The sequence below is a fragment of the Ramlibacter sp. WS9 genome (genome assembly GCF_003797765.1).
In the GTDB taxonomy this organism is placed as follows: Bacteria; Pseudomonadota; Gammaproteobacteria; order Burkholderiales; family Burkholderiaceae_C; genus Ramlibacter.
In genome coordinates this window covers 1-26,193 of record NZ_RKMB01000045.1, presented here as the reverse complement: position 1 = coordinate 26,193, position 26,193 = coordinate 1, and the positions used below count along the sequence as shown (strand labels likewise).

Sequence of the window (26,193 nt, the reverse complement as noted above, 5' to 3'; positions counted from 1 at the left end):
AGCCCGCACTCGCGTGCGGGCCAGCCGGGCAACGCCGAGTGGCGCCCGATGCGGCCCCTTCCCTTCGGGTTGCGACTCCAAGGGGCCATCCGCGGCGTTGCAAGTCCTTGCTGGGGTTGACCCCAGCTGCGGCCTCGCGCCTTGCGCCTGGCCCCTTGGAGTCGCAACGCGCCCCTGGAAATAGCGTTAACAGGCCCTAGCCTTAGCGCACGCCGAAGCGCAGGAACAGCAGCACCAGCACGGCGACTGCCAGCACCGCGGAAACGCCTTTCCAGAACCGCGCCGGATGCCGCTCGACCAGCGGCGGACGGTTCTTGCTGAGAAACGCGCGATTTGGGTGCCGCAGGTCGTAGACGAACTCCGACAAGGCTTCATAGCGTTTGAGCGGATTCGGCTCCACCGCCTTGCGCAGCACGCCGTCGATCCACGCCGGGATCTCGCGCTCGTCGTGCAGCACCGATTCGTAGTTCAGCTTCATCTGCGCGGACTGCGTGCGAGCGTTGATTACCCGGGTGCCGTACGGCAGCCGGCCCGACAGCATCTGGTAGGCGATCACACCCAGCGAGAACAGGTCGGAGCGCGCCGTGCCGGGTTCGCCCAGAAAATACTCCGGCGCCGTGTACTGCGCCGTGCCCAGAATGTCGCCGCGCTCGAGGGGCGACTCCATCTCGGCGATGCCTGCAACGCGGGTCGCGCCGAAATCGATGATCTTCACGGTGCCCGTGGTGTCGATCATGATGTTGTCGGGCCGCAGGTCCTGGTGCAGCATCTCCAGCCGGTGGAAGGCCTGCAGGCCCTTGGCGATCTGCTCCACGATGCCTCGCACGGTCTCGATCGCCGGCTTGGGGTTGTCGACCATCCACTGCGTCAGCGTGCGCCCTTCGATGAACTCGGTAGCGACGTACAGGTGCTTGCGCTCGCGCGCGTGCGGGCAGGGCTTGAGCACGTGCGCGCTGTTGATGCGCCGCGCCACCCACTCTTCCATGAGGAAGCGTTCGAGGTACACCGGGTCGGCCTGCATGTCGATCGACGGCGTCTTGATGACGACGCTCTCGTCGGTCTCGGTGTCCACGGCCAGGTAGATGTGGCTGCGGCTGGAGCCATGCAGCTCGCGCACGATCCGGTAGCCGTCGAGCGTCATGCGCGCTTCGAGCACCGGCGGCAGCGCCAGCGCGGAGACGCGTTGGTGCAAAGCCTGCGCGTCGTGGTCCGGCAGTTCGTCGATGGCGACGATCTGCACGGTGAGGTTGTCCTTGCTGCCGCGATCGAAAGCCTGTTGCACGATCTCCCGCGCGGCAGCGTCGAGGTTCGCGCGTTCGCGTCGCACAGCTTCGGCAATGAAGGCATCGTCGATGTGCTCGTACACACCGTCGGATGCCAGCAGGAACACGTCGCCCCTTTCAACCTGCAAGGCGAGGTAGTCGATCTCGATCTGCGGGTTGAAGCCGACCGCGCGGCTCAGGTAGCTCTGCTCTTGCGAGACGTGGACACGATGATCCTGCGTGAGCTGTTCCAGCGAACCTCCCAGCAGGCGGTAGATGCGCGTGTCGCCCACATGAAAGATGTGGGCGGTGGTCGCCTTGATGACGAGCGCGCTCAAGGTGCAGACGTAGCCCTTGTCCTTGTCGTAGCGCCAGGGGCTTTGCCGCGTCTTGGCGTGCAGCCAGGAATTGGTGGCCGTGACGACGCGCTCCACGGACTTCTTGACCGACCACGCCTCGGAGGTGCAGTAGTAGTCTTCGAGCAGGCCGCGCACGGCGAACTCGCTGGCGACCTGGCTCACGTCGCTGCTGCCGATGCCGTCGGCCAGGGCGATGGCAACGCCCTTCGAGGACAGCAGCGGCGCCTGGGGCACCAGGACGCCATAGAAGTCTTGATTGACTTCCTTGCGGCCCTTGTCGGAGTACTGGCCGACCGAGATTTTCAGCTCTTGGCCCATACCCCGATGCTAGCCCGTGGTCAGGCTGCGTTGCGCTTGGGGCCGGTCTTGACGTGGGTGGCGTACAGCGTGAGGCCGGTGAAGGCGAGGCCGCCCACCAGGTTGCCCAGCACCGTGGGGATCTCGTTCCAGATCAGGTAGTCCATGATCGTGAAGTGTGCGCCCAGCAGCAGGCCCGAAGGGAACAGGAACATGTTCACGATGGAGTGTTCGAAGACCATGTAGAAGAACAGCATGATGGGCATCCACATCGCGATCACCTTGCCGCTGACGTGGGTGGAGATCATCGCACCGACCACGCCGGCCGATACCATCCAGTTGCACAGCATGCCTCGCACGAACAGCGTGAGCATGCCGTTCGCGCCGTATTTCTGGTAGCCGAGCGTGCGGTTTTCGCCGATCACGCCGAGGGCGACGCCCACCGGGCTGGGCGGCGTCGAAAAGCCGTTGGTGACGTAGATGGCCATCATCACTGCCACGGTAAAAGCGCCGGCGAAGTTGCCCACGAACACCAGGCCCCAGTTGCGCAGCACGCCCTGGAGGGTGACGCCGGGGCGCTTGTCGATCAGCGCGAGTGGGCACAGCACGAACACGCCGGTGAGCAGGTCGAACCCGAACAGGTAGAGCATGACGAAGCCCACCGGGAACAGGATGGCGCCGGCCAGCGGCTGGCCTGTCTGCACGTTGATGGTGACGGCGAACCACGCGGCCAGCGCCAGGATGGCACCGGCCATGTAGGCGCGCACGAGCGTGTCGCGCGTGGACATGAAGATCTTGGATTCGCCCGCGTCCACCATCTTGGTGACGAACTCCGAAGGCACGAGATAAGCCATGTGATGTTTCCTGGGGAAGGGGCCTCTGATGCCCAGGGATGAGCAATATCCGGGCCAAAGTCTCCGAAATGGTGCCTTGCATGCATCGCAAGGGGGCGGCAGGCGGTTTTGGTGCGGCCCGACGCCCCCTCATGGACCATCGGCGGGGCGGCTGACGCTTCATTTCAGGGCGAAATGCCTCCCCTCGCGCCCGCCCCTGGTGCACTGGCAGGGCAGGCAGCTCAAAGCGAGAGCGGCAACTCCAGGTGCTGGGCGTACATCATGTCCCGGTGCGCCAACAGGATGGGCGCGAGCGCCGCTTCGGTCTGCGAATCGCGCGTCTCGAACGCCACGCGCGTCGCTGCATCCATCTCGCACTGGGGCGCGGGCAGCGGGGCGAACATGGCCATGAAAGCAGCACTGTAGACATCGACCGCCGTCAGCGAGTCGCCGATGTAATAGGAACTCCCCGCTTCGCGCTGCGCCGCGAGCCGCGCGGCCAACGTGCCGAGCAGCTGCGCCGCCCGCGCGCCTGCGGCGGCGCCCGCCTCGGGCCGGTACCCGTACTTCTTGGCGAGGTACTTCGCCACGCGCTCCGGAAAGCCGCCCGCATTCTGCAAGCCGGCCTGCACCAACTGCAGCCGGCGCGTCCAGCCCAGGCCCTCTTCGCCGCAGATCTCGTGCGACAGGCCGAGGGCCAGCGCGCGGTCTGCCGGGTCGGCCGGCAACAGCGAAGGCGTGGGCGCCAGGCGCTCGGCCAGCAGCAGGATCTCGGCCCAGCCGGCGCGCGGGCGCTCGTCGTCGTAGATGGCGACCGGCGCGTTGCGATGCCCGCACCACTGCGTCAACGCCTCGCTGTCGTAAGCCAGCCGCACAGCTGCCCAATCGATGGCCTTGATGTGGAGGATGCCCTTCGCCGCCTCGCCCCAGCCGCTGGGCACGTTGGCGACCACGACCATGCGCAGGCCGCGGCGAGAGATCGCCTCTTCGACACTGACGTACTCGAAGGTCATGGCAGGCTCCGACGGGCCGCCCCTAGGAAGGCCTGGGCCCCCTCGGGGGGCAGCGCACTACACGCAGTGAGAAGCGTGGGGGCCATATCAGCGTTTGACGGAGACCAGTTCGACCTCGAAGTTCAAAGTCGCATTGGGCGGAATGACGCCACCGGCGCCGCGCTCGCCATAGGCAATCGCGGGCGGGCATGTGAGCTTGGCCTTGCCGCCCGGCTTCATCATCTGAACGCCTTCGGTCCAGCACGGGATGACGCGGTTGAGCGGGAACTCCGTGGGCTCGCCACGCTTGTACGAACTGTCGAACTCCTTGCCATCCAGCAAGGTGCCGCGGTAGTGCACCTTGACCGTGTCAGTGGCGGCGGGCGAGGCGCCGCTGCCTTCCTTCAGCGACTGGTAGACCAGGCCGCTCTTGGTGGTGACGGGGGCCGGCGTGGACTGGGCCAAGGCGGCGGGAACGGCGAGGGACAGCGCCGCAGCGCAAAGAAAGATACGCACGAAAAACACTCCTTGTTGGAAGACTGGAAGACTGCGAAGTCTAGCGCCGGCAATGGGCCGGTGAGAGTGAACGAATCCACCGGCGGCTACTTGGAAAGCGGCGCCACGCGCCAGATGACGTTGCCCACGTCATCGGCCACCAGCAGCCCGCCCTTGCCGTCCATCGCCACACCCACCGGGCGGCCGTAGGCCTTGCCGTCGGGGCTGAGGAAGCCGGTGAGGAAGTCGATCGGCTCGCTGGACGGCTTGCCGCCTTCGAAGGGCACGTACACCACCTTGTAGCCGCTGCGGGGCTTGCGGTTCCACGAGCCGTGCTCGCCGATGAAGGCGCCGCCGGCGTAGTTCTGCGGCATGGTGCGCGCGTCGGAGAACGCCAGGCCGAGCGGCGCGACGTGCGAGCCCAGGCCGTAGTCGGGCTTGACGGCCTTGGCCACCATGTCGGGGTTCTGCGGCGTGACGCGCACGTCCACCCACTGGCCCCAGTAACTCCAGGGCCAGCCGTAGAAAGCGCCGTCCTTCACCGAGGTGAGGTAGTCGGGCACGAGGTCGTTGCCCAGCTCGTCGCGCTCGTTCACCACCGTCCACAGCGCCTTGGTCGTGGGCTCCCACGCCATGCCGTTGGGGTTCCGCAGGCCCGATGCGAAGAGGCGCTTGGCGCCGGTGGCGCGGTCCACCTCCCAGATCGCGGCGCGGCCTTCTTCGATCTGCATGCCGCCCTCGCCGATGTTGCTGTTCGAGCCCACCGTCGCGTAGAGCTTGCTGCCGTCCGGGCTGGCAATGATGTTTTTGGTCCAGTGATGGTTGATCCCGGCGGGCAGGTCCGTCACCTTCACCGGTGCGGCGGTGATGCGAGTCTGGCCCGCCTGGTACGGAACCTTCACGATCGCGTCGGCATTGGCGATGAACAGCTCGTTGCCCACCAGCGCCATGCCGAAGGGCGAGTTAAGGCCCTGCATGAAGACGGTGCGCGTGTCGGCGACGCCGTCACCATTGGCGTCGCGCAGCAGCGTGATGCGGTTGGCGCTGGGCACGCCGGCGCCTGCCTTTTTCATCACCTGCTTCATCACCTCGCCCTTGATGCTCGGCTTGGCATCGGGCTTGGGCGGCGCGTTGCTTTCGGCGACGAGCACGTCGCCGTTGGGCAGCACATAGACCCAGCGCGGGTGGTCCAGCCCCGCCGCGAGTGCCGTCACCCGGAAGCCGGCGGGCGCGGTGGGTCGCGCGCCCTGCGGCCAGCCCACGGCCTCGGCGATGTTGACGGTGGGGATCAGGCTTGTTTCGGGCGAGGGCAGCGTCGGGTTGGGGCCGGTGCCGGCGTTGGGCGCGGACTGCGCCACGGCGCCGCATCCCACCAGCGCCGCGAGGACCAGGGCATAGGCCGGCGCAAATAAAGACGTATTCATGAGTCGAAGTCTGTTCCGCCCCCACAGCGGCGCATGTAGGCAGAAACCGCCAAAATAGCCCCATGACCGAAGAGCTCTTCCGCGCCGACGCGTACCTGAAGGACTGCACCGCCGCAGTCGTTGCCATCGATGAGCAGGGCATCGTGCTCGATCGCACGGTGTTCTATCCACTGGGCGGTGGCCAGGCCGGTGACAGCGGGGTGCTGGCGCTCCCGGACGGCCGCGAGCTTGCCATCTCCGACACTCGCAAGGGCAAGGATGCTGAAGGCCGGCCCGCGCCGTTCATCTGCCACCTGCCCGCGCCGGGCCAGGAAGCGTTGCTGGCCGCACTCAAGCAAGGCGACCGGGTGAAGGCCAAGGTCGATTGGGAGCGCCGTCACAAGCTAATGCGCTTCCACACGACCACCCACCTGCTGTGCAACCTGGTGCCGCAGCTGGTGAACGGCTGCTCGATCACGCCCGACTCCGCGCGCCTGGACTTCAACATGACCGACCCGCTCGACAAGGAAGCGCTGACCCAGGGCATCGCGCGCCTGGTCGCGGCCGGCCACCCGGTCGTGGTCGGCGCCATCACCGACGAAGAGCTGGACGCCAATCCGGCGCTGGTCAAGAGCATGTCGGTGCAGCCGCCGCGCGGCAGCGGGAAGATCCGGACAATCCGCATCGGCGGCGATGAGCAGATCGACTTCCAGCCCTGCGGCGGCACCCATGTGGCCAACACCGCCGAGATCGGCACCGTGGTGGTGACGAAGATCGAGAAGAAGAGCGCCACCACCCGCCGGGTGGTACTGGGCTTCGCTTGAAGCACGGGGCTCTCCCGGCGCTCTCAGGTTTGACGCACTCTCTATTTGTAGCTACAGTGTAGCTACAGCGCTGAAGTTTAGCGCTGCTTTACTGTGAAGACGAATTCCCTATGCACGCATCGACATTGACAAAATCGGCCGAGGTCCGGTCGCGGATCGAGCCCGAGTTGAAGGAGAAATCCGCCGAAGTGCTCGCCGATCTGGGTCTCGATCTGAGTGGCGCCATTCGGTTGTTTCTGCGGCAGGTGGTGGAGGTTCGCGGCTTGCCTTTCGAGGTGCGCCAGCCCACCGCCAAAACGGTTGCAGCGATGGCCGAAACTCGCGCGATGACGTCGGCGCGTTACGGTTCAGCGAAAGAACTTTTTGATGCCCTCGATAAAAAGGCCGGCAAGCGCAAGACGCGCGCCACTGCCAAGAAGATCTGATCACAGCCGGCAGTTCGAGAAGGACTGGGAGAAGCTCACACACTCAGGCAAGCAGGACATGCAGCGCTTGAAAGAGGTGATGATGCTGTTGATCGCCAACACTGGCCCGCTGCCGGCCGAGTGGCTGGACCACGAACTGGAAGGCGACTGGGCGGGCCACAGGGAGTGCCATGCCAAAGGTGATCTTCTTTTGATCTACCGGCTTCAACCCGGCTTGGTGCTCTTTGCGCGCGCCGGTACGCACTCTGAGCTGTTTGGCCGTTGAGCGCACAGGGGCTTCACGCCACCGATGTTGGCCCTATGCGGCCCAGTGCCGAAAATGAGCCCGCCTGGGCGCCGGGAACTTCCAACCTACAGCCGAGCTCCGACACACTGATGATTTCTGCCCGCCTCATGCCCGCTCCCTTCCTTTCCGCTCTGCTGCTGGCGGCTTCCTTCGTCCTGTCCGGCGGCGCCCTCGCCCAAGGCAGCGGCAAAACCGTGGTCACCAGTGAGCGCGTGCGCGCCGAGCTGATGGCCCATGCACCCGAGGGCATTGCGCCCGGCAAGCAGGTCTGGGTCGGCCTGCAGCTCGCGCACCAGCCGCATTGGCACACCTACTGGAAGAACTCCGGCGATTCCGGTCTGCCGACGCAGATGCAATGGACTTTGCCGATGGGCGTGGTGGCCGGCGACATCGCCTGGCCGCTGCCGAAGAAGATCCCCATCGGCAACCTGGCCAACTACGGTTATGAAGGCACGGTGCTGCTGCCGGTGCCGCTGACCATCACGCCCGACTTCAAGCCCGGGCTGCTGGGCGACGTCGAGGTCAAGCTGAAAGCGCAATGGCTGGTGTGCAAGCAGGAGTGCATCCCGGAAGAAGGCGACTTCACGCTGAAGATTCCGGCGCGCAGCACCACGGCGCTGAACGGACCAGCGTTCCAGGCGGCGCTGGCGGCGCAGCCCCGGCCTGTGGCACATGTCCAGGGCATCACCACCGACAGCGTGGCCCGCGTGGCCGGCAACGTCCTGGAACTGAGTGTGCAGGACTTGCCGATCGCCCTGCGCGGCAAGCCGCTGGAGTTCTTCCCCGAGACAGCCGAAGTGATCGAGACCGCCGCCAAGTGGACGCAGGAGTGGAAGGGCGCGGTGTGGAACGCCAAGGTGCCGCTGTCGGCGCAGCGCAGCGGCAGCCCCACGCTGATGCCGGTGGTGCTGGTATCCGACGGCCAGGGCTATCGGGCCGAATTGAAGGTGGTGGGCACTTGGCCGGCCGTGGCCGCGGCGACGGGCGTGTCGCCCGCGCTGGAGGCGGCGCTGAAGGCCAACGCCGGTGGCGGCACTGCAGCCGCGGCGCCCGCGCCTTCGCTCACGCTGGCTGCGGCATTGCTGGGCGCCCTGCTCGGCGGCTTGATCCTCAACTTGATGCCCTGCGTGTTCCCCATCCTCGCGATCAAGGTGGTGGGCTTCACCCGGCATGCCGACGACCGCCGTGGCCATCGCGTGGCCGGGCTGGCGTACACGGCCGGCGTCATCGCTTCCTTCGTCGCGCTGGGCGCCCTGATGCTCGCGCTGCGCTCGGCCGGCGAGCAACTGGGCTGGGGCTTCCAGCTGCAGTCGCCCGCCGTGGTGGCCGTGCTCGCCGCGCTGTTCACGCTGATCGGCCTGAACCTCGCGGGCCTGTTCGAGTTCGGCTCATTCCTGCCTTCCAGCGTCGCTTCGATGGAAGCGCGCCACCCGGTGGTCAATGCCTTCCTCTCCGGTGTGCTGGCGGTGGCGGTGGCGTCGCCGTGCACCGCGCCGTTCATGGGCGCCTCGCTCGGTTTCGCGATCGGCCTGCCTGCCGTCGAAGCGCTGCTGGTGTTCGCGTTCATCGGCATCGGCATGGCCCTGCCCTACCTCGCCGCGAGCTGGGTGCCGGCGGTCGCACGCCTGCTGCCGCGGCCGGGTGCGTGGATGGACACCTTCCGCAAGCTGATGGCCTTCCCGATGTTCGCGACCGTCGCGTGGCTGGTGTGGGTGCTGGGCCAGCAAAGCGGCATCGACGGCGCGGGCGCGCTGCTGGTGCTGCTGGTGGCGCTCGCGATGGTGGTCTGGGCGCTGACGCTGCGCGGCCGCGCGCGTACGGTGATCACCGCCATTTCCCTGGTGAGCCTGGGCCTGCTGGCCTGGGCCGCCGCGCCCAGCATCACCAAGCTCCCGCCGCCGCAGCAACAGGCCGCCAATGCCGAAGGCTGGCAGCCATGGGAGCCGGGCCGCGTCGACCAGATCCTCGCTTCCGGGCAGCCCGTGTTCGTGGACTTCACCGCCGCCTGGTGCGTGACCTGCCAGTACAACAAGAAAACCACGCTCGCGCGCAGCGAAGTCACGAGCGACCTCGCGGCCAAGAAGGTCGCGCTGCTGCGCGCCGACTGGACGCGGCGCGACCCGGCCATCACCGCCGCGCTGGCGCAGCTGGGCCGCAACGGCGTGCCGGTGTATGTTTTCTATGCGGCGGGCAAGGCGCCTGTCGTGCTGTCGGAAGTGCTGAGCGTGGATGAGGTTCGCTCTGCGATCGCGAAGCTATAGTGGCATTGCGGACCTACCAGGAGTTGTCATGTTGCGTCGAACCGTTCTCGCTTTTTCCTTTGTTGCCCTCGCGCAGTCGGTGCAGGCCGCCCCTTCGGTGGGCCAGGCAGCGCCCGACTTCACGCTGAAAGACGCGGCCGGAAAAACAGTCAAGCTCAGCGACTACCGCGGCAAGCACGTGGTGCTGGAGTGGACCAACCCCGGCTGCCCCTATGTGCAGAAGCACTACAACAGCGGCAACATGCCGGCGACGCAGAAGGAAGCCGTGGACAAGGGCGTCGTCTGGCTGTCGATCAACTCCACAGAGAAATCCGCGTACGACTACCTCGAGCCGGCCAAGCTGGTGGCCTGGCAGCAGGCGCGCAAGGCTGTGCCCACTGCCATGCTGATGGACGAGGAAGGTTCGGCCGGCATGGCCTATGGCGCGCGCACCACACCGCACATGTACATCGTCAACCCGCAAGGGCAACTGATCTATGCAGGCGGCATCGACAGCATCCCGTCGAGCACTGCGGACGACATTAAGAAGGCGGTGAACTATGTGCGGCAGGGCTTGAATGAAGCGCTTGCTGGCAAGCCGATCACCGCATCGGTGACGCGTCCGTACGGATGTTCGATCAAGTACAAGAGCTGATCAGGATCAGATACCCAGCGGCAACTCACGGGCGTCGAAGCCCATAGCTTGCATTTCTCGGCGAAAGTGCGTCATCGCCAGCGGGAAGGCTTGTGCCACAAGAACGTATTGATACGGCTCCCGCTCGAACTCAGGTGCGATCTCAGCTTCCGTCGCTTCAGGCGGGTAGGCAAACTTGGCCTCGTAGGCGGCACTGAAATCAGCCGTTTGATCCGGCGCGTCTTCCTGCACTGCTTTGGCTACCAAGTCAATCTTCACGATCGCCTGCAGGGGGGCAGCGTTGGCATCGGCAACAGCCAAGGCAACCTCAATCGTTTGCGTAAGCTGCAACTTCCATTGCTTGCGCCCGCCTGACGCGTCCTTGTTCTCTCCATGAAAACTGGTGGCCCGGAACGAGACCAGCTTGGGCCGCAGGTTTACTGCTTCCATGTTTTTTGCGCTGACGAGGTTTCAACAGAGTACGCCGCATACCGATGCGACTGAGCCATGTGCACAGCTTGGATGTCTTCCGCGGCGCGGTGTATGTAGATCACATTCGTCTCCGTCTTCCGGAAGACATTCCCCGTACTGCGTTGCCGTTTGAAGGGCAACTCAGCCGCCATGCCCTTCTGGTCGACCAACTCCCAAAATGCAGCTTCGCTACGAAGCACCAGGCGCAACAAGGTATCCATGGCTTCCGACTGCGCCACGTCGTCGTTCTCGTACTTGCTGAATGCCACAGGCCCTCCCCCAAACAGCTTGGCGGCTTGGCCCTGGGTCAGCTTGTACTTTTCACGCAAAGCGCGAATTTCTGCGCCCGTGAGCAAGCCGTCCACCGACCTGCGAAACGCCATGATCCCGCGCTTGTTCAGCTTGCCCTCTTGCGCGCCCGCGAAATCCGAATGGCAGCTATCGCACACCTGGTAGTGCGAGGGCAGCATCGCTTTCTGCCCTTTGTATTCGCTCTCGACTAACTCCACATGCGAGGTCACATGACCTTCACCACAAACGGGGCACAGCTCTTTCGTTTCCATCTCTCTCTCTCCATGTCTAGCTGGCGTGGCAGGAAACCAGCAGAACCACCATCCCAGCCTTGCTGATCGCAAACTTCAAAAAGTATTCCATCGTCATCAACTTGCCGGTCGCCGGCATTTCTTCGACGCGTCGAACCGAATATGCATCGCATGCAGCGATGCCGCCACTGCCGTTTTCGCACCATTCGGAATCGATGTAGTCCCGAGCCTTGATGCACTGGATCAGCCTGGCTACTTCTTCGTAATCTCCCGCGAATAACTTGTCTACGTCATGACGGCACTTCCTGGTCAGTGCCTTCAGGCGACGCCCGTCCAGAACCAGAGCTTGAACGCGGGCCAGGTCATACAACGGCCCTTGGGCAATCTTCCGGCCAATTTCTGTTGGCGGATCTTGACTGTACTCCGAAAGGACGATTAAACTTACCATAATGGTAATTTTAGAGGGAAAAGCCAGGGAATAGCTGTATATTCAACCATGGTTTTCGGCGCTTCCCCCCACACCCCGTCGATCGCGGCCTTGATCTTGGCCTCCATGCGGCGGATCAGTTCGCGGTTGGCGTTGACCAGGGCCTGCTCGGCTTCGATCTCGGCGACGATGGCGCGTTGAGCGGGAAGGTCCGGAAGCGGAATCGTCATCTGCCGAATTTCCGCCAGATGTAAAAATACTGAACTCATATTCCCAATTCACATGCTTTGCGACACCGATGGTTCCGTTCTTTGAATAGAGCACGTCGTCGCGCTGCGGCCGACATCGACCTGCGCCTGGGTGAGCTTCACGTTGGGCTCCAGCGCAATGTTGGCCTTGCCCTGGTCCGAGCCAAAAAAGCGCCAGCCAGCGGCTTCGAGAAGCCCATTGATCTTGATTCGGGCATTTGCTTCTTTGGCGGGCATCTCGTCTTTCTGCGGCATACGGCTGAGCGGGATGCTTAAACTGTGGGCATGAGCTCGATCCACGATCTGCGCCGCATCCTCGGCACCTGCAAGACCATCGCCGTGGTCGGCCTGTCGCCGCAGTGGCACCGGCCGAGTTTCTTCGCGGCGAAGTACATGCAGGCGCACGGCTATCGCATCGTGCCCGTCAACCCGACAGCGACGGAGATCCTGGGCGAGCAGTGCTATCCCAGCGTCACTGCGGCCGCCGAAGCGCTGGCCGCGCAGGGGACGAAGATCGACATGGTCGATTGCTTCCGCCGCACTGAGGACATCCCGCCCATCGCTGACGAAGCCATCGCCATCGGTGCGAAATGCCTGTGGCAGCAGATCGGCGTGATGAACGAAGATGCTGCAGCCAAGGCGAGCGCTGCGGGCCTGGACACTGTGATGGACCGCTGCGTGAAGATCGAGCACGCGCGGCTGTTCGGCGGGTTGGGTTGGGCTGGCGTCAACACCAAGGTCATCTCGGCGCGGCGCCCGCAGCACCTGCCCTACTAAACTCCAGATGACCAAAGACCGCGACTACGGCTTCGGCACCCGCGCCATCCACGCCGGCGCCGTGCCCGACCCGGTGACCGGCGCGCGCGCCACACCGATCCACCAGACCACCAGCTTCGTGTTCGACTCGGCCGAGCACGCAGCCAGCCTGTTCAACCTGCAGACTTTCGGCAACGTCTACAGCCGCATCAGCAACCCCACGGTGGCGGTGCTGGAAGAGCGCGTGGCCTCGCTCGAAGGCGGCCGCGCGGCGCTGGCCTGCGCCACCGGCATGGCGGCGCAGATGACGGCGCTGCTGGCCATTTTGAAGAACGGCGACCACATCGTCGCCGCCTCGACGCTCTATGGCGGCACGGTGGGCCAGTTGGGCGTCGGCTTCTCGCGGCTGGGCATCGAGACCACCTTCGTCGATCCGGAAGACCCGGAGAATTTCCGCCGCGCGATCCGACCGAACACGCGCGCCGTGTATGGCGAGACGCTGGGCAATCCGCTGGTCAACGTGTTCGACATCGAAGCCGTGGCCAAGATCGCGCACGAGCATGGCCTGCCCCTCATCATCGACAACACCGTCGCCAGCCCTTACCTGTGCAACCCGTTCGCTTTCGGTGCCGACATCGTGGTGCACAGCGCCACCAAGTACCTCGGGGGCCACGGCACGACGATGGCCGGCGTGATCGTCGAATCGGGCAAGTTCGATTGGGGCTCGGCGTTGTCGAAGGACAAATTTCCCGAGATGCTGGAGCCCAGCCGCGCCTACCACGGCGTGAAGTTCTACGAGACCTTCGGCGACTTCGGCTACACGATGAAGGCGCGCATGGAGGTGAACCGCACCTTCGGCGCCACGCTCTCACCGCTCAACGCCTGGCTGATCCTGCAGGGCATCGAGACGCTGTACCTGCGCATGCAGGCGCATTGCCGCAACGCGCTGCGCGTGGCGCAGTTCCTCGGCGAGCATTCGCTGGTGAGCTGGGTGAACTATCCCGGCTTGGCGAGTTCACCGCATTACGAACTGGCGAAAAAGCAGTTCCGCCATATCGACGGCACACCGGGCGCGTCCGGCATCCTCACCTTCGGCATCAAGGCCGCCGATGGCGCGAAAGCCGGCGAGCGCTTCATCGACGCCTGCGAGTTCATGAGCCACCTGGCCAACATCGGCGACGCCAAGACGCTGGTGATCCACCCCGCCTCCACCACGCACCGCCAGCTGAGCGAAGAAGAACTCTCGCGCGCCGGCGTCAAGCCCGACATGATCCGCCTGTCGGTGGGCATCGAGGATGTGGAAGACATCCTGTGGGACATCGACCAGGCGCTGCGCAAGGCGGTCAGCTAGGCGTTCGCTCCAGCCAGAAGTAGAGACCGGGGATGGGCAGGAGCTGGTCTTCGCGAATCGGCTGCTCGGTCATTGCGGTGATGTCGAAACCGTACTTCGCAGCCAGCCCCTCGATGTAGCCGCGCGAATGGGCGTAGCGCAGGCTGCGCTGCAGCGCGACGTCTTCGCTTGTCGACGCCTCGACCGAAAAACAGAATGCGCCACCGGGCTCGATCACGCGCGCCGCGCCGGCGAACACGTCTTCCAATGCGCCAACGTAGATGAAAACGTCGGCAGCCAGCATCAGGTCGAAGCGATGCGGCGTGGCTTGCAGGTAGCTCACCACGTCCGACTGCACGACCTCGTCATAGACACCGAGGGAGGCGGCCCGTTCGACCATCGTGGCCGAGAGGTCGACGCCGACCAGCGCGCCGGCCATGGGCTTCACGAGCGGCCCGCACAGCCCCGTGCCACAACCCAGGTCCAGCGCCCGCGTGAAGCGGCGCTTCATGCGCTTCAGGCCTTCGGCCAGCACCTGCGGCGCCCGATAGTGCAGCACCTGCACCAAGTGCTCGTCGAAGCCCTCTGCGTAGTGGTCGAACAGCGTTTCGACGTACTGCCGTGGCGGCTTCGCCGGAACGTCGCGGCCGGTCAGCGACGCGAGGTAGTAGCGGTGCAACTGCGGGTCGCCGCCATGCGCAATGGCGTTTTCGAAAGACGTGGCGGCTTCGTCGTAACGGCCTAGGTCCTTCAGCAATTCGCCGCGCAGGCTCCAGACCGGGCCGAGCGCGGGATTCAACGCGAGCGCGCGGTCGGCGCAATTCAGCGCGTCCTTGTGCTGGCCCAGTTCAGCCAACGCCGTGGCGCGATGTCCGAGCGCTTCCGCGTTGTCCGGCTCCTGCTTCAGTGCTTCTTCGAGGAGGTCCGCCGCCTCCTGCACCTTGCCGAGCTTGAGGCGCACTGCGCCCAGGTTGGTCAAAGTGGACGCGCGGCCCGGCACCAACGCCAGGGACGCCGCGAAGCTGCGCTCCGCGTCCGTGAGCCGCCCGGCCTGGTAGTGGGCGACACCCTCGATGAAGAAATCCCGCGCCTGCTCGAAAGTCCCGCTCATGCCGATCGATCCGAAAAAAGTTGCCGCGATCATAGGCCCGTCATCGCGGGACGCGGCCTGCGACAATCGAGGCATGAGCTTCGCCCCCCTGCAGAACGACACTTTCCTGCGCGCCTGCCGCCGCCTCTCCACGCCCCACACGCCCGTCTGGCTCATGCGCCAGGCTGGCCGCTACCTGCCCGAGTACCGCGAAACGCGCGCCCGCGCCGGCAGCTTCATGGGCCTGGCCACCAACACCGACTACGCCACCGAAGTCACGCTGCAGCCGCTCGAGCGCTATGCGCTGGACGCGGCCATCCTGTTCTCCGACATCCTCACCGTGCCGGACGCCATGGGCCTGGGCTTGTCCTTTGCGCTGGGTGAAGGCCCGAAATTTGCCCACCCCGTGCGCGACGAATCCGCCGTGGCCGCGCTGCGTGTGCCCGACATGGAAAAGCTGCGCTATGTCTTCGACGCCGTCACGTCGATCCGCAAGGCGCTGAACGGCCGCGTGCCGTTGATCGGTTTTTCAGGCAGCCCCTGGACGCTGGCCTGCTACATGGTCGAGGGCGCGGGCTCGGACGACTACCGCCTGGTCAAGACCATGCTGTACAGCCGGCCCGACCTGATGCACCGCATGCTGCAGATCAACGCCGATTCCGTGGCCGCGTACCTCAACGCGCAGATCGAAGCCGGCGCGCAAGCGGTGATGATTTTCGACAGCTGGGGCGGCGTGCTGGCCGACGGTGCCTTCCAGGAATTCAGCTTGGCCTATACGGCGCGGGTGCTCTCACAGCTGAAGCGCGAGCACGGCGGCGAACAGATTCCCCGCATCGTCTTCACCAAGGGTGGCGGGCTGTGGCTGCAAGAGATGGGCGAGCTTGATTGCGATGTGCTGGGCCTGGACTGGACGGTCAACCTGTCCCGGGCGCGGGCACTGGTGGGCGAACGCAAAGCTCTGCAGGGCAACATCGATCCCAATGTTCTGTTTGCCCAGCCGGCGCAGATCGAGACGCAAGTGGCGAAGGTACTGGATAGTTTCGGCGCGCCCCATGCAGGCATTGGTACGGGGCCGTCCCACATCTTCAACCTCGGCCACGGCATCAGCCAGCACACACCGCCCGATCATGTGAAGGTGCTGGTGGACGCGGTTCATTCCCATTCGCGGCGGCTGCGTGCTGTGCCAGCGCCTTAACGTAAAGCTCGTCATCAGGGTGATCCCTAGCACAGGTCTGAGCAAAAACTTTGCCAGAGCCTTGACTTATGCACAAAACTTGGCGTGCCACTGGTCGGCGATTCGCGGTCTTGCTACAAATCCCATAGCGCTCGTAAGTTGTTGATTTTGAACGGATTGTGGATATGCCCTTTTATCGGGCTTTGAAGCCAAGCCCTTGATTTCTCTAGCCTTGGCGGTCGTGGCGGAATAGCTATCAACAAAGTTATCCACACAAATCGTGAATCCAGGGTAAAGCGCTTCTAAATCAAAGACTTAAACGGGTTTTGCGAAACCCGCCTCAAGAAAACCACCTAAGCTGCCCCGCACATGCCCCACCGGCTTGCCGTTGTCGTCCCCACGCCCGCCCACAGTTCGATCAGCGGACCGCTGAGCTACCTAAGTGAGCTGCCACTAGCGCCCGGAACGCTGGTGCGGGTACCGCTGGGCAAACGGGAAGTGCTGGGCGTCGTCTGGGATGAGAGCTCGAACTACACTGTAGAGCTGGCCGGCGTCGAAGCCCGGCCCATCGCCGGCGCACTCGACGGCCTCGCTCCTCTTGGCCCGGGCTGGCGACAATTGGTTGCATTTTCGTCAGCCTATTACCAACGCGGGTTGGGTGAAGTGGCCCTCGCTGGGCTACCACCGCAGTTGCGCGACATGGATGCGACGCAGCTCGCACGCCGCTTGAAGCGGCCGGCCGCCACTGCAGTCGATCAAGCCAAGGCTACGGCACTGCCTCTCACACTGGAGCAAGGCGAGGCGCTTGCAGCGATGGAAGCAGGCACCGGCCCGTTCCTGTTGTTCGGCGCCACGGGCAGCGGCAAGACCGAGGTCTACCTGCAGGCCGTGCAACGCATGCTGGCGCAGGAGCCCGATGCGCAGGCACTCGTGATGGTGCCGGAGATCAACCTCACGCCGCAGTTGCAAGAGCGCTTCGTCGCGCGCTTCGGCGCAGGCAATGTGGTCGCGATGAACAGCGGCATGACGCCGCCGCAGCGCCTGAAAAGCTGGCTCGCCGCGCATGGCGGCAATGCGCGCATCGTGCTGGGCACGCGCATGGCGGTATTCGCCTCCATTCCCCGCCTGCGCCTCATCGTCGTCGACGAGGAGCACGACCCGAGCTACAAGCAGCAGGAAGGCGCGCGCTACTCGGCGCGTGACCTCGCGGTGATGCGCGGCAAGCTCGAAGGCGCCAAAGTGCTGCTGGGATCGGCAACACCGTCACTGGAGAGTTGGCAGGCTTGCGAGAAGGGGCGCTACCAGCGGCTGGTGATGGCATCGCGGGTGGGACGGGACGGCGGCGAGGCGGGGAGCGTTCCCGGCACCGCAGGTGCCTTCCCATCCGTGCGGCTGGTCGACATGAACCTGCAGCAAAAGAAGACCGTGTTCTCGCCGCAGCTGCTCGATGCGATCCAGCAGCGCATCGCGCGCGGCGAGCAGTCGCTCATCTTCCTCAACCGGCGCGGCTATGCGCCGGTGCTGGCGTGCAACGCCTGCGAATGGAAGAGCGAATGCCCGAACTGCAGCGCGTATCGCGTCTTCCACAAGATCGACCGTACGCTGCGCTGCCACCACTGCGGCTACACCGAGCGCGTGCCGCGTGCCTGCCCGGCTTGCGGCAACGTCGACATCGCGCCGGTCGGCCGCGGCACCGAGCGGCTGGAGGAACACCTGGCCGAGTTGTTGGCGGACGTGAAACAGGCGAACGGCGAGCCGGTGCGCATCGCGCGCATGGACGCCGACAGCACGCGGCTGAAGGGCGCGCTGGAACAGCAGTTGGCCCGCATGCACGCCGGCGACGTCGACGTGCTGGTGGGCACGCAGATGGTGACCAAGGGGCACGACTTCCGGCGCATCACGCTGGTTGCGGCACTCAACCCCGACACCGCCCTGTTCTCGCATGACTTCCGCGCGCCCGAGCGCCTGTTCGGCCTGCTGATGCAGGCAGCGGGACGTGCCGGCCGCGATGCCGCACAGGCCGGCGCCAGCGAGATGTGGGTGCAGACCTCGCACCCGAAGCATCCGCTCTTCACCAACCTGCGCCGGCACGACTACCCCGCCTTCGCCGCGCAGCAACTGAAGGAGCGCGAACAAGCGGGCATGCCGCCATTCGGCTTCCAGGCGCTGCTGCGCGCCGAGGCGCGCACACAGGAGGCGGCGCAGGCCTTTCTGAAGGCCGCAAGCGCCGCGGCTTCGGAACTGGAGGGCGCGGAGCACGTGACGCTGTATTCCGCCGTGCCGATGAGCGTGCAGCGCGTGGCGAATGTGGAGCGCGCGCAGATGCTGGTGGAGAGCGCGTCACGCAACGCGCTGCAGCGCTTTCTCTCGGCTTGGCAACCAATCTTGCAAGCGACGAAAGAAAAGGGGCTGATCCGCTGGGCGGTGGATGTGGATCCGCTGGTGATTTGACTGGTCTTGTCCCCTCTCCCTCTGGGAGAGGGCTAGGGTGAGGGCACCGCGCGCCCCTGCCCTCACCCCTGCCCTCTCCCAGAGGGAGAGGGAGCAATACCTTCCTTCAACCGCAGCGCCGCCTCATACAGCTCATTGCGCGACCCACCAGTAATCTCCGCCGCCAGCTTCACCGCCGTCTTCACCGGCAACTCCTTCAGCAGCAGTTCCAGCACGCGCAATCCGTCATCCGCCTTCGGTGCGTCAGGCGCGGCGTGCAACACTAACGCGAATTCGCCGCGCGTGCGCTGCGCGTCGGCGGCCAGCCAGGCCGGCAATCCGTCGCAAGCCATCGTCGCGACTTCCTCGAACTGCTTGGTCAGCTCACGGCCCACGGTGATGGATCGCTCGCCCAACGCCGCAATGGATTTAGCCAGGGCCTCGATGCGATGCGGCGCTTCCAGCAGCACAACGGCCCGCGTCTCCTGCGCCAGCAGGGCCACCGCCGCATCACGTTCGCCCGCCTTCGACGGCAAGAACCCCGCGAAGACGAAAGCCCCGTCGTCCGCGATCACGCCGGCCACGCTGAGCGCCGCCGTCACGCTGCTGGCGCCCGGCAGCGGCACAACACGCATTCCCGCCTCACGCACGGCGGCGGCGAGCCGCGCTCCCGGATCGCTCACCGCCGGCGTGCCCGCGTCGCTGGCATAAGCCACGCGCTGGCCCGCGCGCAGGCGCTCGATCACCGTCTGCGCCGCCTCGGTTTCGTTGTGCTGGTGCACCGCCAGCAAATGCGCGGAAGGTTTGTCGATGCCGTAGGCACGCAGCAGCGCCTGCGTGTGGCGCGTGTCTTCGCAGGCCACCACATCGGCGATCTGCAGCACATGCAAAGCCCGCAGCGCTATGTCGGCCAGGTTGCCGATCGGCGTCGCGACGACATAGAGCGCGCCTTGCGGATAATGCTGCGACCCCGCCGCTTCACGGGCGGCATTCAGGGCCAAGGCAAAAGAAGCGCTCATCAAATGGAATTCCCCCGCAAGAAAGCCGAAGCGTCCGGCACAACCAAGCAGTCCGGCGACGACGCCGAAGACCGCGCGCTTGCCCATTTGCAGGGCCACGGCCTGAAGCTGCTGGCGCGCAATTATCGGACGCCTGGGCGCGGCGGCGGAGAAATCGACCTGGTGATGCGCGAGCCGGACGGCACGCTCGTCTTCGTCGAGGTGAGAAAGCGCGCCAGCCGCGCCTTTGGGGGCGCGGCGGCGAGCGTCAGCCATTTCAAGCAACGCCGCATCATCTTCGCCGCCCGCCACTACCTGATGCGGCTGCCCCAGCAGCCGCCCTGCCGCTTCGACGTGGTGAGCGTCGAAGCCGGCAAGATCGAATGGCTCAAGGCGGCGTTCGACGCATCGTGAAACTGAAGGGTGAGCCCGGGTTGCAACCGGCCCGGCCCGCGCCTTACACTGCCCACGTCAAGGCCCCTCAAGGAGCGATCAGATGCCTGTCGACAACATGTATCACGATGGGATGCGTCGGCTTCAGGACGTTCGCGAGACCCGTCCGCTGGCCGATCGCCTCAACCAGGTGACGGTTCGCACGGCCTTCACCGACGAGGACCGCGCGTTCATCCAGCGCTGCCCGATGTTCTTCATCGCAACGGCCGATGCCGCCGGCCACCCCGACTGTTCCTACAAAGGTGGCATGCCCGGCTTTGTGCGCGTTCTCGATGACCGCACACTGGCTATTCCCGACTACGACGGCAATGGGATGTACAGGACCTGGGGCAATGTGCTGGTGAATCCGCACATAGGGCTGCTCTTTCTGGATTTCGAGCAGCCCAAGCGCATCCGGGTCAATGGCACGGCGCAGGTGAGCGACACTGATCCCCTGCTTTCCGAATGCCCTGGGGCGGTCTTCATGGTGCGCGTCACCGCCGCGCAGATCTTTCCCAATTGCCCGCGCTACCTGCACAAGATGCAGATGGCCGAGCCATCCGTCTACGCGCCGCGGCCTGACTACACACCGCCCGTTCCCGCGTGGAAGACGTTCGACGTTTTCCGCGATTCTCTTCCCGCACGCGACCGCACGGAGGGCGGCGGGAAGTGAGCCGTATTCCTTAGCGCGGCAAAGCGCCAATCGCGCGGTGCGACTGGCGCCGACGCCGCGATCAGAAGAAGCCGAGCTTGTTCGGGTTGTAGCTGACCAGCAGGTTCTTGGTCTGCTGATAGTGGTCCAGCATCATCTTGTGGGTCTCGCGCCCGATGCCCGATTCCTTGTAGCCGCCGAAGGTGGCGTGCGCCGGGTAGGCGTGGTAGCAGTTGGTCCAGACCCTGCCTGCCTTGATGGCGCGGCCCATGCGGTAGGCGGTGTTGCTGTCGCGCGTCCACACGCCGGCGCCCAGGCCGTAGGGGGTGTCGTTCGCGATCTGCAGCGCCTCGGCCTCGTCCTTGAAGGTGGTCACGGCCAGCACCGGGCCGAAGATCTCCTCGCGGAAGATGCGCATCTGGTTGTTGCCCTTGAACAGGGTGGGCTGGATGTAGTAGCCGCCGGCAAGCTCACCGCCGAGTTGCGCGCGGTCTCCGCCGATCAGCAACTGCGCGCCTTCGTCCTTGCCTACCTGCAGGTAGGTCATGATCTTGTCCATCTGCATGGCCGAGGCCTGCGCGCCCATCATGGTGTCGGTGTCCAGCGGGTGGCCTTGCTTGATGGCCTTGATGCGGTCCAGCGCGCGGGCCATGAACTTGTCGTAGATCGATTCCTGGATCAGCGCGCGCGACGGGCAGGTGCAGACCTCGCCCTGGTTGAACGCGAACAGCACGAGGCCCTCGATCGCCTTGTCGAACAGCGCGTCGTCGGCATCGGCGATGTCCTCGAAGAAGATGTTGGGACTCTTGCCGCCCAGCTCCAGCGTGGCCGGGATCAGGTTGGTGGCCGCGGCCTGGGCGATCACGCGGCCGGTGGCGGTGGAGCCGGTGAAGGCGATCTTGGCGATGCGCTTGCTGCTGGCGAGCGGCATGCCTGCTTCGCGCCCGAAGCCGTTGACGATGTTGAGCACGCCCGGCGGCAGCAGGTCGGCGATGAGTTCGGCCATCACCATGATGCTGATGGGCGTGGACTCCGCGGGCTTGAGCACCACGCAGTTACCCGCGCCGATGGCGGGCGCGAGTTTCCAGGCGGCCATCAAGATCGGGAAGTTCCAGGGAATGATCTGCCCGACCACGCCGAGCGGCTCGTGGAAGTGGTAGGCGATGGTGTTCTCGTCGATCTCGCTCAGCGCGCCTTCCTGAGCGCGCAAGCACCCCGCGAAGTAGCGGAAGTGGTCGACGGTGAGCGGGATGTCCGCATTGAGCGTTTCGCGGATCGGCTTGCCGTTGTCCACGCTCTCGGCGTAGGCCAGCAGCTCCAGGTTCTGCTCCAGGCGATCGGCGATCTTCAGCAGCACGTTGGCGCGTTCGGCCGGTGACGTGCGGCCCCAGGCATCGGCCGCCGCATGCGCGGCATCCAGCGCGAGCTCGATGTCCTCAGGTCCCGAGCGGGCCGCCTTGGTGTAGACCTTGCCGCTGATCGGCGTGATGACGTCGAAGTACTGGCCCTTGAGCGGCGGCACGAACTTGCCGCCGATGAAGTTGTCGTAAGCAGGCTTGAAAGCGACCGTGGCGCCCGGGGTGTTGGGGTTGGCGTAAAGCATTGACTGTCTCCTCAGGATGGATGAAACAAGGGTGGAAGAAATGTGGACCCATGCCAAACCGCAAATGGCGTGCCATGCGCCTGTGCGGTAGCGAAGCCCGGGTTATGTCGGGATTAACCCGGTGTTTGAAGGCACGACCCGCGCGGCACACGGTGTCCCGATGGGACAGTTGTCACACGATGGAGCAGTGCCGCAGGGCTCATGCAGCACGCCACTCCACGTTGTCGCGCTCGAACATCTGCGCCAGGCGGCCGTTCGCGGCGAGCTCATTGACGGCGCGCTGCAGCGCCTGCGCCAGCTCGGTGGCGTCGCGCTTGACGGCCATGCCCACGGCCCAGCCATCGCGTGGCGCGCGCGGCGACGGCATCGGCGTGATGGCGAACCGCGCGTCGCCGCGCAACACCGATTCGAGTTCCGAGGCCAGCCCGCCGCAGGCAGCCACCTCGCCGCGCAACAGCGCATGCGCGGCTTGGGCGCCGTCCTTCCACTGCGTGATCAACTGGTTCCGCAAGGCGCCGCCGTCGGCGCCGATCAGCAGCCAGCCGGCCAGCGACTGGCCCGGCACCGCCACTTTTTCGCCGGCCAGCTGCGCGAGCGTGTCGAGCCGGGGCACCTGGGCGAGCCGGCGCGCCACCACGACCCGGTCACGGCAGTAGGGCGCGAAGATCCTGACCTGCGGACTGGCGTCCATCAACGGCTGGTCGACCGGCACATGCAGCAGCACGTCGGCGGGGCCATAGCCCAGGTAGTGGCCGCGCCACACCATGCTGCGCAGGTCGTCGTTCATGTTGTCGTCGGCATGGAACGGCAGCAGCGCGAGTTTCACACCCAGCGATTCGGCCAACGCCTGCGCGAGTGCGACATCGATGCCCTTGCCGGCAACGTGGAACGGCGGCATGTCGTGATAGATGCCCACGGTCAGCGTGCCGCGCTCGCGCACGCGTTCGAGCGGTGTGGCCGAGAGCCGCAGTGGCGCGCACGTGACGGCAGCGGCGCCGGCCGCGCCCAGCCAACGCAGGCAGTCGCGGCGCGCCGGGAGGGCCGGGTTCCTCGGGCCGTCCCGCTCAGAGCGGCTTGTCACGGCGTGTTTCCAGGTAGGCCTTGATCGACCAGATGGCTTCCTGGCTCATCACCCCCTCGAAGGGCGGCATGTACACGGCGCCGTTGCGGGTGCGTCCGCGGCGCACGGTCGTGAGGAAGAAATCATCGATCTCCTTCACGCAGGCCGCCTTCTTCGCGCTGTCCTTGATCGCCGCGCATTCGTTGTCGAGCTTGCGCAGGTCGGGCGCGATGCCGCCGGAGATCGCCTCCAGCCCGTGGCAGCGCGCGCAGTTCTGGTTGTAGGCCGAGGTGCCGATCGTGACGGCGCGCTGGTGGGCCCGGAACGGGTTTTCGTCGCGCCATTCCTGGCCCAGGGCCGGAAGGCCTGTCGTATCGACCGCCTGGGGCGTCACATCGCCGTGTGCCCAAGCGAGCGGGCCCGCGACGCAGGCGGCCAGGGTTGCAAGCAGGGCGCCGATCCTCGCAATGGTTGAGGCTCGGGGGCGGCGAGCCGGCGTAGCCGGGAAGGGGCGGGAATCGTATCGCGGCATGTCAGGTCTCCGTCATGGTGGGGTGGAAAGATGAAGAGCTGTCTGCAAACCCTGTGCCACGTGCCCGGTGTTGCAAGAGGGAACACAAATTGCTCTGGATTGATCCCGATCAATGGCGCGGATTTGACCCAGATCAAGTCTTGCGGCCGCTGCAGCGGCATTCTGGGCAGGCTGCGCTGACGGCGCGCGATGTTCGATGATGGAGACAACCTGCTTCGGCAGGAGCAGGAGACGCAAGATGTCCGTAACTCAGCGTGCCGTGGTCATGCTAGCCAAGAGCTTGACGGCCCCACCGGCCGTGCCTGCGGTGGGTCACGCCGCGCGAGCCGAGGCAATCGAGCAATCGCACTTGCGCTGCACCGCGCTCGGCCTGACCCGCGTCGAGCGCCCCGACTTCCAGCCGATGATGCGCAGCGACCTCACCGTGGCGCGGGAGCGCAACCAGCGCCTGTTCACGCATGCGGCGCCGGTGATGGAGATGCTGTTCGAGCAGATCGTCGACACGGAAAGCATGATCGTGCTGGCCGATGCCCAGGGCACGATCCTGCATTCGGTCGGGGACGACCGGCTTCTCGAGCGCGCGGGCAAGGTGGCGCTGTCGCCGGGGGCCAACTGGGCCGAGCATTCGAAGGGCACCAATGCCATCGGCACGGCGCTGTTCGAGGAGTCGCCCACGGTCGTGCACGGCGGCGAGCATTTCATCCATGCGAACAGCTTCCTGACCTGCTCGGCGGCTCCCATCTTCGATCCGCGCGGCAACATGCTCGGCGTGCTCGACGTGACGGGCGACCAGCGCTCGTACCACCAGCACACCATGGGGCTGGTGCGCATGTCGGCCCGCATGATCGAGAACCACTGGCTGTCGGACGACTTCGGCAACCGGCTGCGGCTTCACTTCCACAGCCGCGTCGAGTTCATCGGGACGCTGCTCGAAGGAATCGTCGTGGTCGGCGCCGACGGCAAGATTCTTGGCGCCAATCGCAGCGCGCTCGACCAGCTCGACATGAGCAGCGCGGCCCTGCGGATGCAAAGCCTCACCAGCATGTTCGGCACGACCGTGGCGGCCATGCAGGACCATTTCCGCTCGCCACTGCCGACGCCGGCATGCGTGAGCCTGCAGGATGGCCGGCAGTTCCACGTCAGCGCCCGCTTCAACGGCGCCGCGCGGCCGGTGGTGACCGGCTGGGTTGCCAACGACCCGGTGGTGCTGGCCGGCCCCGCCGCGCCGGACGCGCCCTTCGGTTCGAAACCGGCATCCCCTGTGGAAACGGCCGCCACGCAGTCGGGCGCGTTCTCGGGCCTGCACTACCTGAGGACCGGCGATCCGCAGATCGATGCGACGGTGCAGAAGGTGCAGCGTGTGCTGAACCGCGACATCCCGCTGCTGATCCTCGGCGAGACCGGTACCGGCAAGGAACTGCTCGCGCGCGCGGTGCACCAGGACTCCGATCGCGCCCGGCAGGCCTTCGTCGCCGTGAACTGCGCTTCCATTCCCGAGTCGCTGATCGAGGCCGAGCTCTTCGGCTATGAGGACGGTGCGTTCACGGGCGCGCGACGCAAGGGCGCGAGCGGGCGCATCGTGCAGGCCAACGGCGGCACGCTGTTCCTCGACGAGATCGGCGACATGCCGCTGGCGCTGCAGGCGCGGCTGTTGCGTGCGTTGCAGGAGCGCTGCGTGACGCCGCTGGGCAGCCAGAAGTCGATCGCCGTGGACATCGCCGTGATCGGCGCCACCCACCGGAACCTGCGCGAGATGATCGAGGCAGGCACCTTCCGCGAAGACCTTTACTACCGCCTGAACGGCCTGGTGGTGCGCTTGCCGGCGCTGCGCGAGCGCAGCGACCTGGGCGTGGTGGCACGCCGCATCCTGCTGGCGGAGTGCCCGCAGGGCACGCCTGCGATCAGCCCGCACGTGATGGCCTTGTTCGAGCGCTACGGCTGGCCCGGCAACATCCGCCAACTGGCGAACGTGCTGCGCACGGCTGCCGTGATGGCGGCCGGCGAGCCGCAGATCACCGAGCATCATCTTTCGGACGACTTCCTCGAAGACGTGCAGCGGTCCCGCCCCGCCGTGCCACAGGCTGCTTGCGGCGTCGCACTCGCCTCGATGGACCAGGCGCAGGCAGAGCCGGTGCGCGGCGCGAGCGCCCCGGTGGTCCCGGACCCAGCAGTGCAGGCGCCCATCGCCGCGCCGGTGAGTGCTGCGGCGCTCACGCTGGGCGAGGCCGAGATCGAGATGATCCGCGGGGTGCTGGCAGCCGCCGACGGCAATATCTCGGTGGCGTCCAAGCGGCTGGGCATCAGCCGCAACACGATCTACCGCAAGCTGCGCTGGGGCAAGGGCGGTTAGGGTTCTGTCCCGCAAGTAGCTGCGCGATCGCGAAGCGCGGAGCGCGGG

Annotated in this window: 27 protein-coding genes; 12 read left to right on the top strand and 15 right to left on the bottom strand. The window is 65.8% G+C overall.

Annotation, left to right across the window (positions count from 1 at the left end; all coding sequences use genetic code 11):
- Window positions 1-202 precede the first annotated feature (202 nt).
- From EEB15_RS31465 to EEB15_RS31445, 5 genes are all read right to left on the bottom strand, one after another.
- On the bottom strand, window positions 203-1,939 hold the full coding sequence (locus EEB15_RS31465) for a bifunctional protein-serine/threonine kinase/phosphatase (RefSeq protein ID WP_141513940.1): 1,737 nt from the start codon (window positions 1,937-1,939) through the stop codon (window positions 203-205).
- A 20-nt stretch (window positions 1,940-1,959) separates the two neighbouring features.
- A complete protein-coding gene (locus EEB15_RS31460; protein WP_141513939.1) occupies window positions 1,960-2,772 on the bottom strand; it encodes a formate/nitrite transporter family protein in 813 nt (270 codons plus the stop codon).
- A gap of 221 nt (window positions 2,773-2,993) precedes the next feature.
- Window positions 2,994-3,764 (bottom strand): hypothetical protein, encoded by a 771-nt coding sequence (locus EEB15_RS31455; protein ID WP_141513938.1) that lies wholly within the window; start codon window positions 3,762-3,764, stop codon window positions 2,994-2,996.
- A gap of 87 nt (window positions 3,765-3,851) precedes the next feature.
- Window positions 3,852-4,259: an FKBP-type peptidyl-prolyl cis-trans isomerase gene (locus EEB15_RS31450; protein WP_141513937.1), complete on the bottom strand. Its 408-nt coding sequence runs from the start codon at window positions 4,257-4,259 to the stop codon at window positions 3,852-3,854.
- Window positions 4,260-4,345: 86 nt separating this feature from the next.
- Window positions 4,346-5,662 carry a sorbosone dehydrogenase family protein gene (locus EEB15_RS31445; protein WP_141513936.1) on the bottom strand — a complete coding sequence of 439 codons (1,317 nt, stop codon included), beginning with the start codon at window positions 5,660-5,662 and terminating at the stop codon, window positions 4,346-4,348.
- Window positions 5,663-5,724: 62 nt separating this feature from the next.
- Between EEB15_RS31445 and EEB15_RS31440 the strand changes: the two genes are divergently transcribed.
- The 5 genes from EEB15_RS31440 (at window position 5,725) to EEB15_RS31420 (ending at window position 10,071) form a co-directional block, all read left to right on the top strand.
- Window positions 5,725-6,465, top strand: a complete 741-nt coding sequence (locus EEB15_RS31440) for an alanyl-tRNA editing protein (protein ID WP_141513935.1) — start codon at window positions 5,725-5,727, stop codon at window positions 6,463-6,465.
- A gap of 110 nt (window positions 6,466-6,575) precedes the next feature.
- Window positions 6,576-6,890 carry a type II toxin-antitoxin system RelB/DinJ family antitoxin gene (locus EEB15_RS31435; RefSeq protein ID WP_141513934.1) on the top strand — a complete coding sequence of 105 codons (315 nt, stop codon included), beginning with the start codon at window positions 6,576-6,578 and terminating at the stop codon, window positions 6,888-6,890.
- A complete protein-coding gene (locus EEB15_RS31430) occupies window positions 6,832-7,155 on the top strand; it encodes a type II toxin-antitoxin system YafQ family toxin (protein ID WP_141513942.1) in 324 nt (107 codons plus the stop codon). The genes EEB15_RS31435 and EEB15_RS31430 overlap by 59 nt, the downstream gene beginning before the upstream one ends.
- Window positions 7,156-7,283: 128 nt before the next feature.
- Window positions 7,284-9,437 (top strand): protein-disulfide reductase DsbD, encoded by a 2,154-nt coding sequence (locus EEB15_RS31425; RefSeq protein WP_141513933.1) that lies wholly within the window; start codon window positions 7,284-7,286, stop codon window positions 9,435-9,437.
- A 28-nt stretch (window positions 9,438-9,465) separates the two neighbouring features.
- Window positions 9,466-10,071: a thioredoxin family protein gene (locus tag EEB15_RS31420; protein ID WP_141513932.1), complete on the top strand. Its 606-nt coding sequence runs from the start codon at window positions 9,466-9,468 to the stop codon at window positions 10,069-10,071.
- A gap of 6 nt (window positions 10,072-10,077) precedes the next feature.
- Here the strand turns inward: EEB15_RS31420 and EEB15_RS31415 are convergent, their stop codons facing one another.
- From EEB15_RS31415 to EEB15_RS31395, 5 genes are read right to left on the bottom strand one after another with little or no spacing between them, the layout of a single operon-like run.
- Window positions 10,078-10,500, bottom strand: a complete 423-nt coding sequence (locus EEB15_RS31415; protein ID WP_141513931.1) for a hypothetical protein — start codon at window positions 10,498-10,500, stop codon at window positions 10,078-10,080.
- Complete coding sequence (locus tag EEB15_RS31410) at window positions 10,488-11,084, bottom strand: type II toxin-antitoxin system MqsA family antitoxin (protein ID WP_141513930.1); 597 nt, start codon at window positions 11,082-11,084, stop codon at window positions 10,488-10,490. The genes EEB15_RS31415 and EEB15_RS31410 overlap by 13 nt, the downstream gene beginning before the upstream one ends.
- 16 nt (window positions 11,085-11,100) lie before the next feature.
- Complete coding sequence (locus EEB15_RS31405) at window positions 11,101-11,511, bottom strand: hypothetical protein (protein WP_141513929.1); 411 nt, start codon at window positions 11,509-11,511, stop codon at window positions 11,101-11,103.
- Window positions 11,505-11,759 (bottom strand): hypothetical protein, encoded by a 255-nt coding sequence (locus EEB15_RS31400; RefSeq protein ID WP_141513928.1) that lies wholly within the window; start codon window positions 11,757-11,759, stop codon window positions 11,505-11,507. The genes EEB15_RS31405 and EEB15_RS31400 overlap by 7 nt, the downstream gene beginning before the upstream one ends.
- A gap of 9 nt (window positions 11,760-11,768) precedes the next feature.
- A complete protein-coding gene (locus EEB15_RS31395) occupies window positions 11,769-11,993 on the bottom strand; it encodes a hypothetical protein (RefSeq protein ID WP_158290294.1) in 225 nt (74 codons plus the stop codon).
- A gap of 30 nt (window positions 11,994-12,023) precedes the next feature.
- Here EEB15_RS31395 and EEB15_RS31390 point away from each other — a divergent pair, with 30 nt between their 5' ends.
- Window positions 12,024-12,515 carry a CoA-binding protein gene (locus EEB15_RS31390; protein WP_141513926.1) on the top strand — a complete coding sequence of 164 codons (492 nt, stop codon included), beginning with the start codon at window positions 12,024-12,026 and terminating at the stop codon, window positions 12,513-12,515.
- Window positions 12,516-12,522: 7 nt separating this feature from the next.
- Window positions 12,523-13,845: an O-acetylhomoserine aminocarboxypropyltransferase/cysteine synthase family protein gene (locus tag EEB15_RS31385; protein ID WP_141513925.1), complete on the top strand. Its 1,323-nt coding sequence runs from the start codon at window positions 12,523-12,525 to the stop codon at window positions 13,843-13,845.
- Here EEB15_RS31385 and EEB15_RS31380 read toward each other — a convergent pair.
- Complete coding sequence (locus tag EEB15_RS31380; RefSeq protein WP_158290293.1) at window positions 13,838-14,968, bottom strand: tetratricopeptide repeat protein; 1,131 nt, start codon at window positions 14,966-14,968, stop codon at window positions 13,838-13,840. The two genes, EEB15_RS31385 and EEB15_RS31380, sit on opposite strands and share 8 nt — an antisense overlap.
- Window positions 14,969-15,008: 40 nt before the next feature.
- On the opposite strand from EEB15_RS31380, the gene hemE reads away from it, so the two are divergent.
- Both hemE and priA read left to right on the top strand, forming a co-directional pair.
- Complete coding sequence (hemE, locus tag EEB15_RS31375) at window positions 15,009-16,109, top strand: uroporphyrinogen decarboxylase (RefSeq protein ID WP_141513923.1); 1,101 nt, start codon at window positions 15,009-15,011, stop codon at window positions 16,107-16,109.
- 348 nt (window positions 16,110-16,457) lie between these two features.
- Window positions 16,458-18,539, top strand: a complete 2,082-nt coding sequence (gene priA, locus EEB15_RS31370) for a primosomal protein N' (protein WP_141513922.1) — start codon at window positions 16,458-16,460, stop codon at window positions 18,537-18,539.
- A 62-nt stretch (window positions 18,540-18,601) separates the two neighbouring features.
- On the opposite strand, the gene rsmI is transcribed toward priA, so the two are convergent.
- Window positions 18,602-19,537 carry a 16S rRNA (cytidine(1402)-2'-O)-methyltransferase gene (rsmI, locus tag EEB15_RS31365; RefSeq protein ID WP_141513921.1) on the bottom strand — a complete coding sequence of 312 codons (936 nt, stop codon included), beginning with the start codon at window positions 19,535-19,537 and terminating at the stop codon, window positions 18,602-18,604.
- 3 nt (window positions 19,538-19,540) lie between these two features.
- Here rsmI and EEB15_RS31360 point away from each other — a divergent pair, with 3 nt between their 5' ends.
- The gene (locus EEB15_RS31360; RefSeq protein ID WP_141513920.1) at window positions 19,541-19,930 is read left to right on the top strand and encodes a YraN family protein; all 390 of its coding nucleotides are present in this window, start codon (window positions 19,541-19,543) and stop codon (window positions 19,928-19,930) included.
- A gap of 82 nt (window positions 19,931-20,012) precedes the next feature.
- Entirely contained in the window at window positions 20,013-20,621 is a 609-nt protein-coding gene (locus tag EEB15_RS31355; protein WP_199236682.1) for a pyridoxamine 5'-phosphate oxidase family protein, read from the top strand.
- A gap of 61 nt (window positions 20,622-20,682) precedes the next feature.
- On the opposite strand, the gene adh is transcribed toward EEB15_RS31355, so the two are convergent.
- From adh to pedF, 3 genes are all read right to left on the bottom strand, one after another.
- Window positions 20,683-22,203 (bottom strand): aldehyde dehydrogenase, encoded by a 1,521-nt coding sequence (gene adh, locus EEB15_RS31350; protein WP_141513919.1) that lies wholly within the window; start codon window positions 22,201-22,203, stop codon window positions 20,683-20,685.
- 199 nt (window positions 22,204-22,402) lie between these two features.
- Window positions 22,403-23,284: an ABC transporter substrate-binding protein gene (locus tag EEB15_RS31345; RefSeq protein WP_141513918.1), complete on the bottom strand. Its 882-nt coding sequence runs from the start codon at window positions 23,282-23,284 to the stop codon at window positions 22,403-22,405.
- Window positions 23,268-23,795: a cytochrome c-550 PedF gene (pedF, locus tag EEB15_RS31340; RefSeq protein ID WP_141513917.1), complete on the bottom strand. Its 528-nt coding sequence runs from the start codon at window positions 23,793-23,795 to the stop codon at window positions 23,268-23,270. The genes EEB15_RS31345 and pedF overlap by 17 nt, the downstream gene beginning before the upstream one ends.
- 265 nt (window positions 23,796-24,060) lie before the next feature.
- On the opposite strand from pedF, the gene EEB15_RS31335 reads away from it, so the two are divergent.
- Window positions 24,061-26,145 carry a sigma-54-dependent Fis family transcriptional regulator gene (locus EEB15_RS31335; protein WP_370284052.1) on the top strand — a complete coding sequence of 695 codons (2,085 nt, stop codon included), beginning with the start codon at window positions 24,061-24,063 and terminating at the stop codon, window positions 26,143-26,145.
- Window positions 26,146-26,193 lie beyond the last annotated feature (48 nt).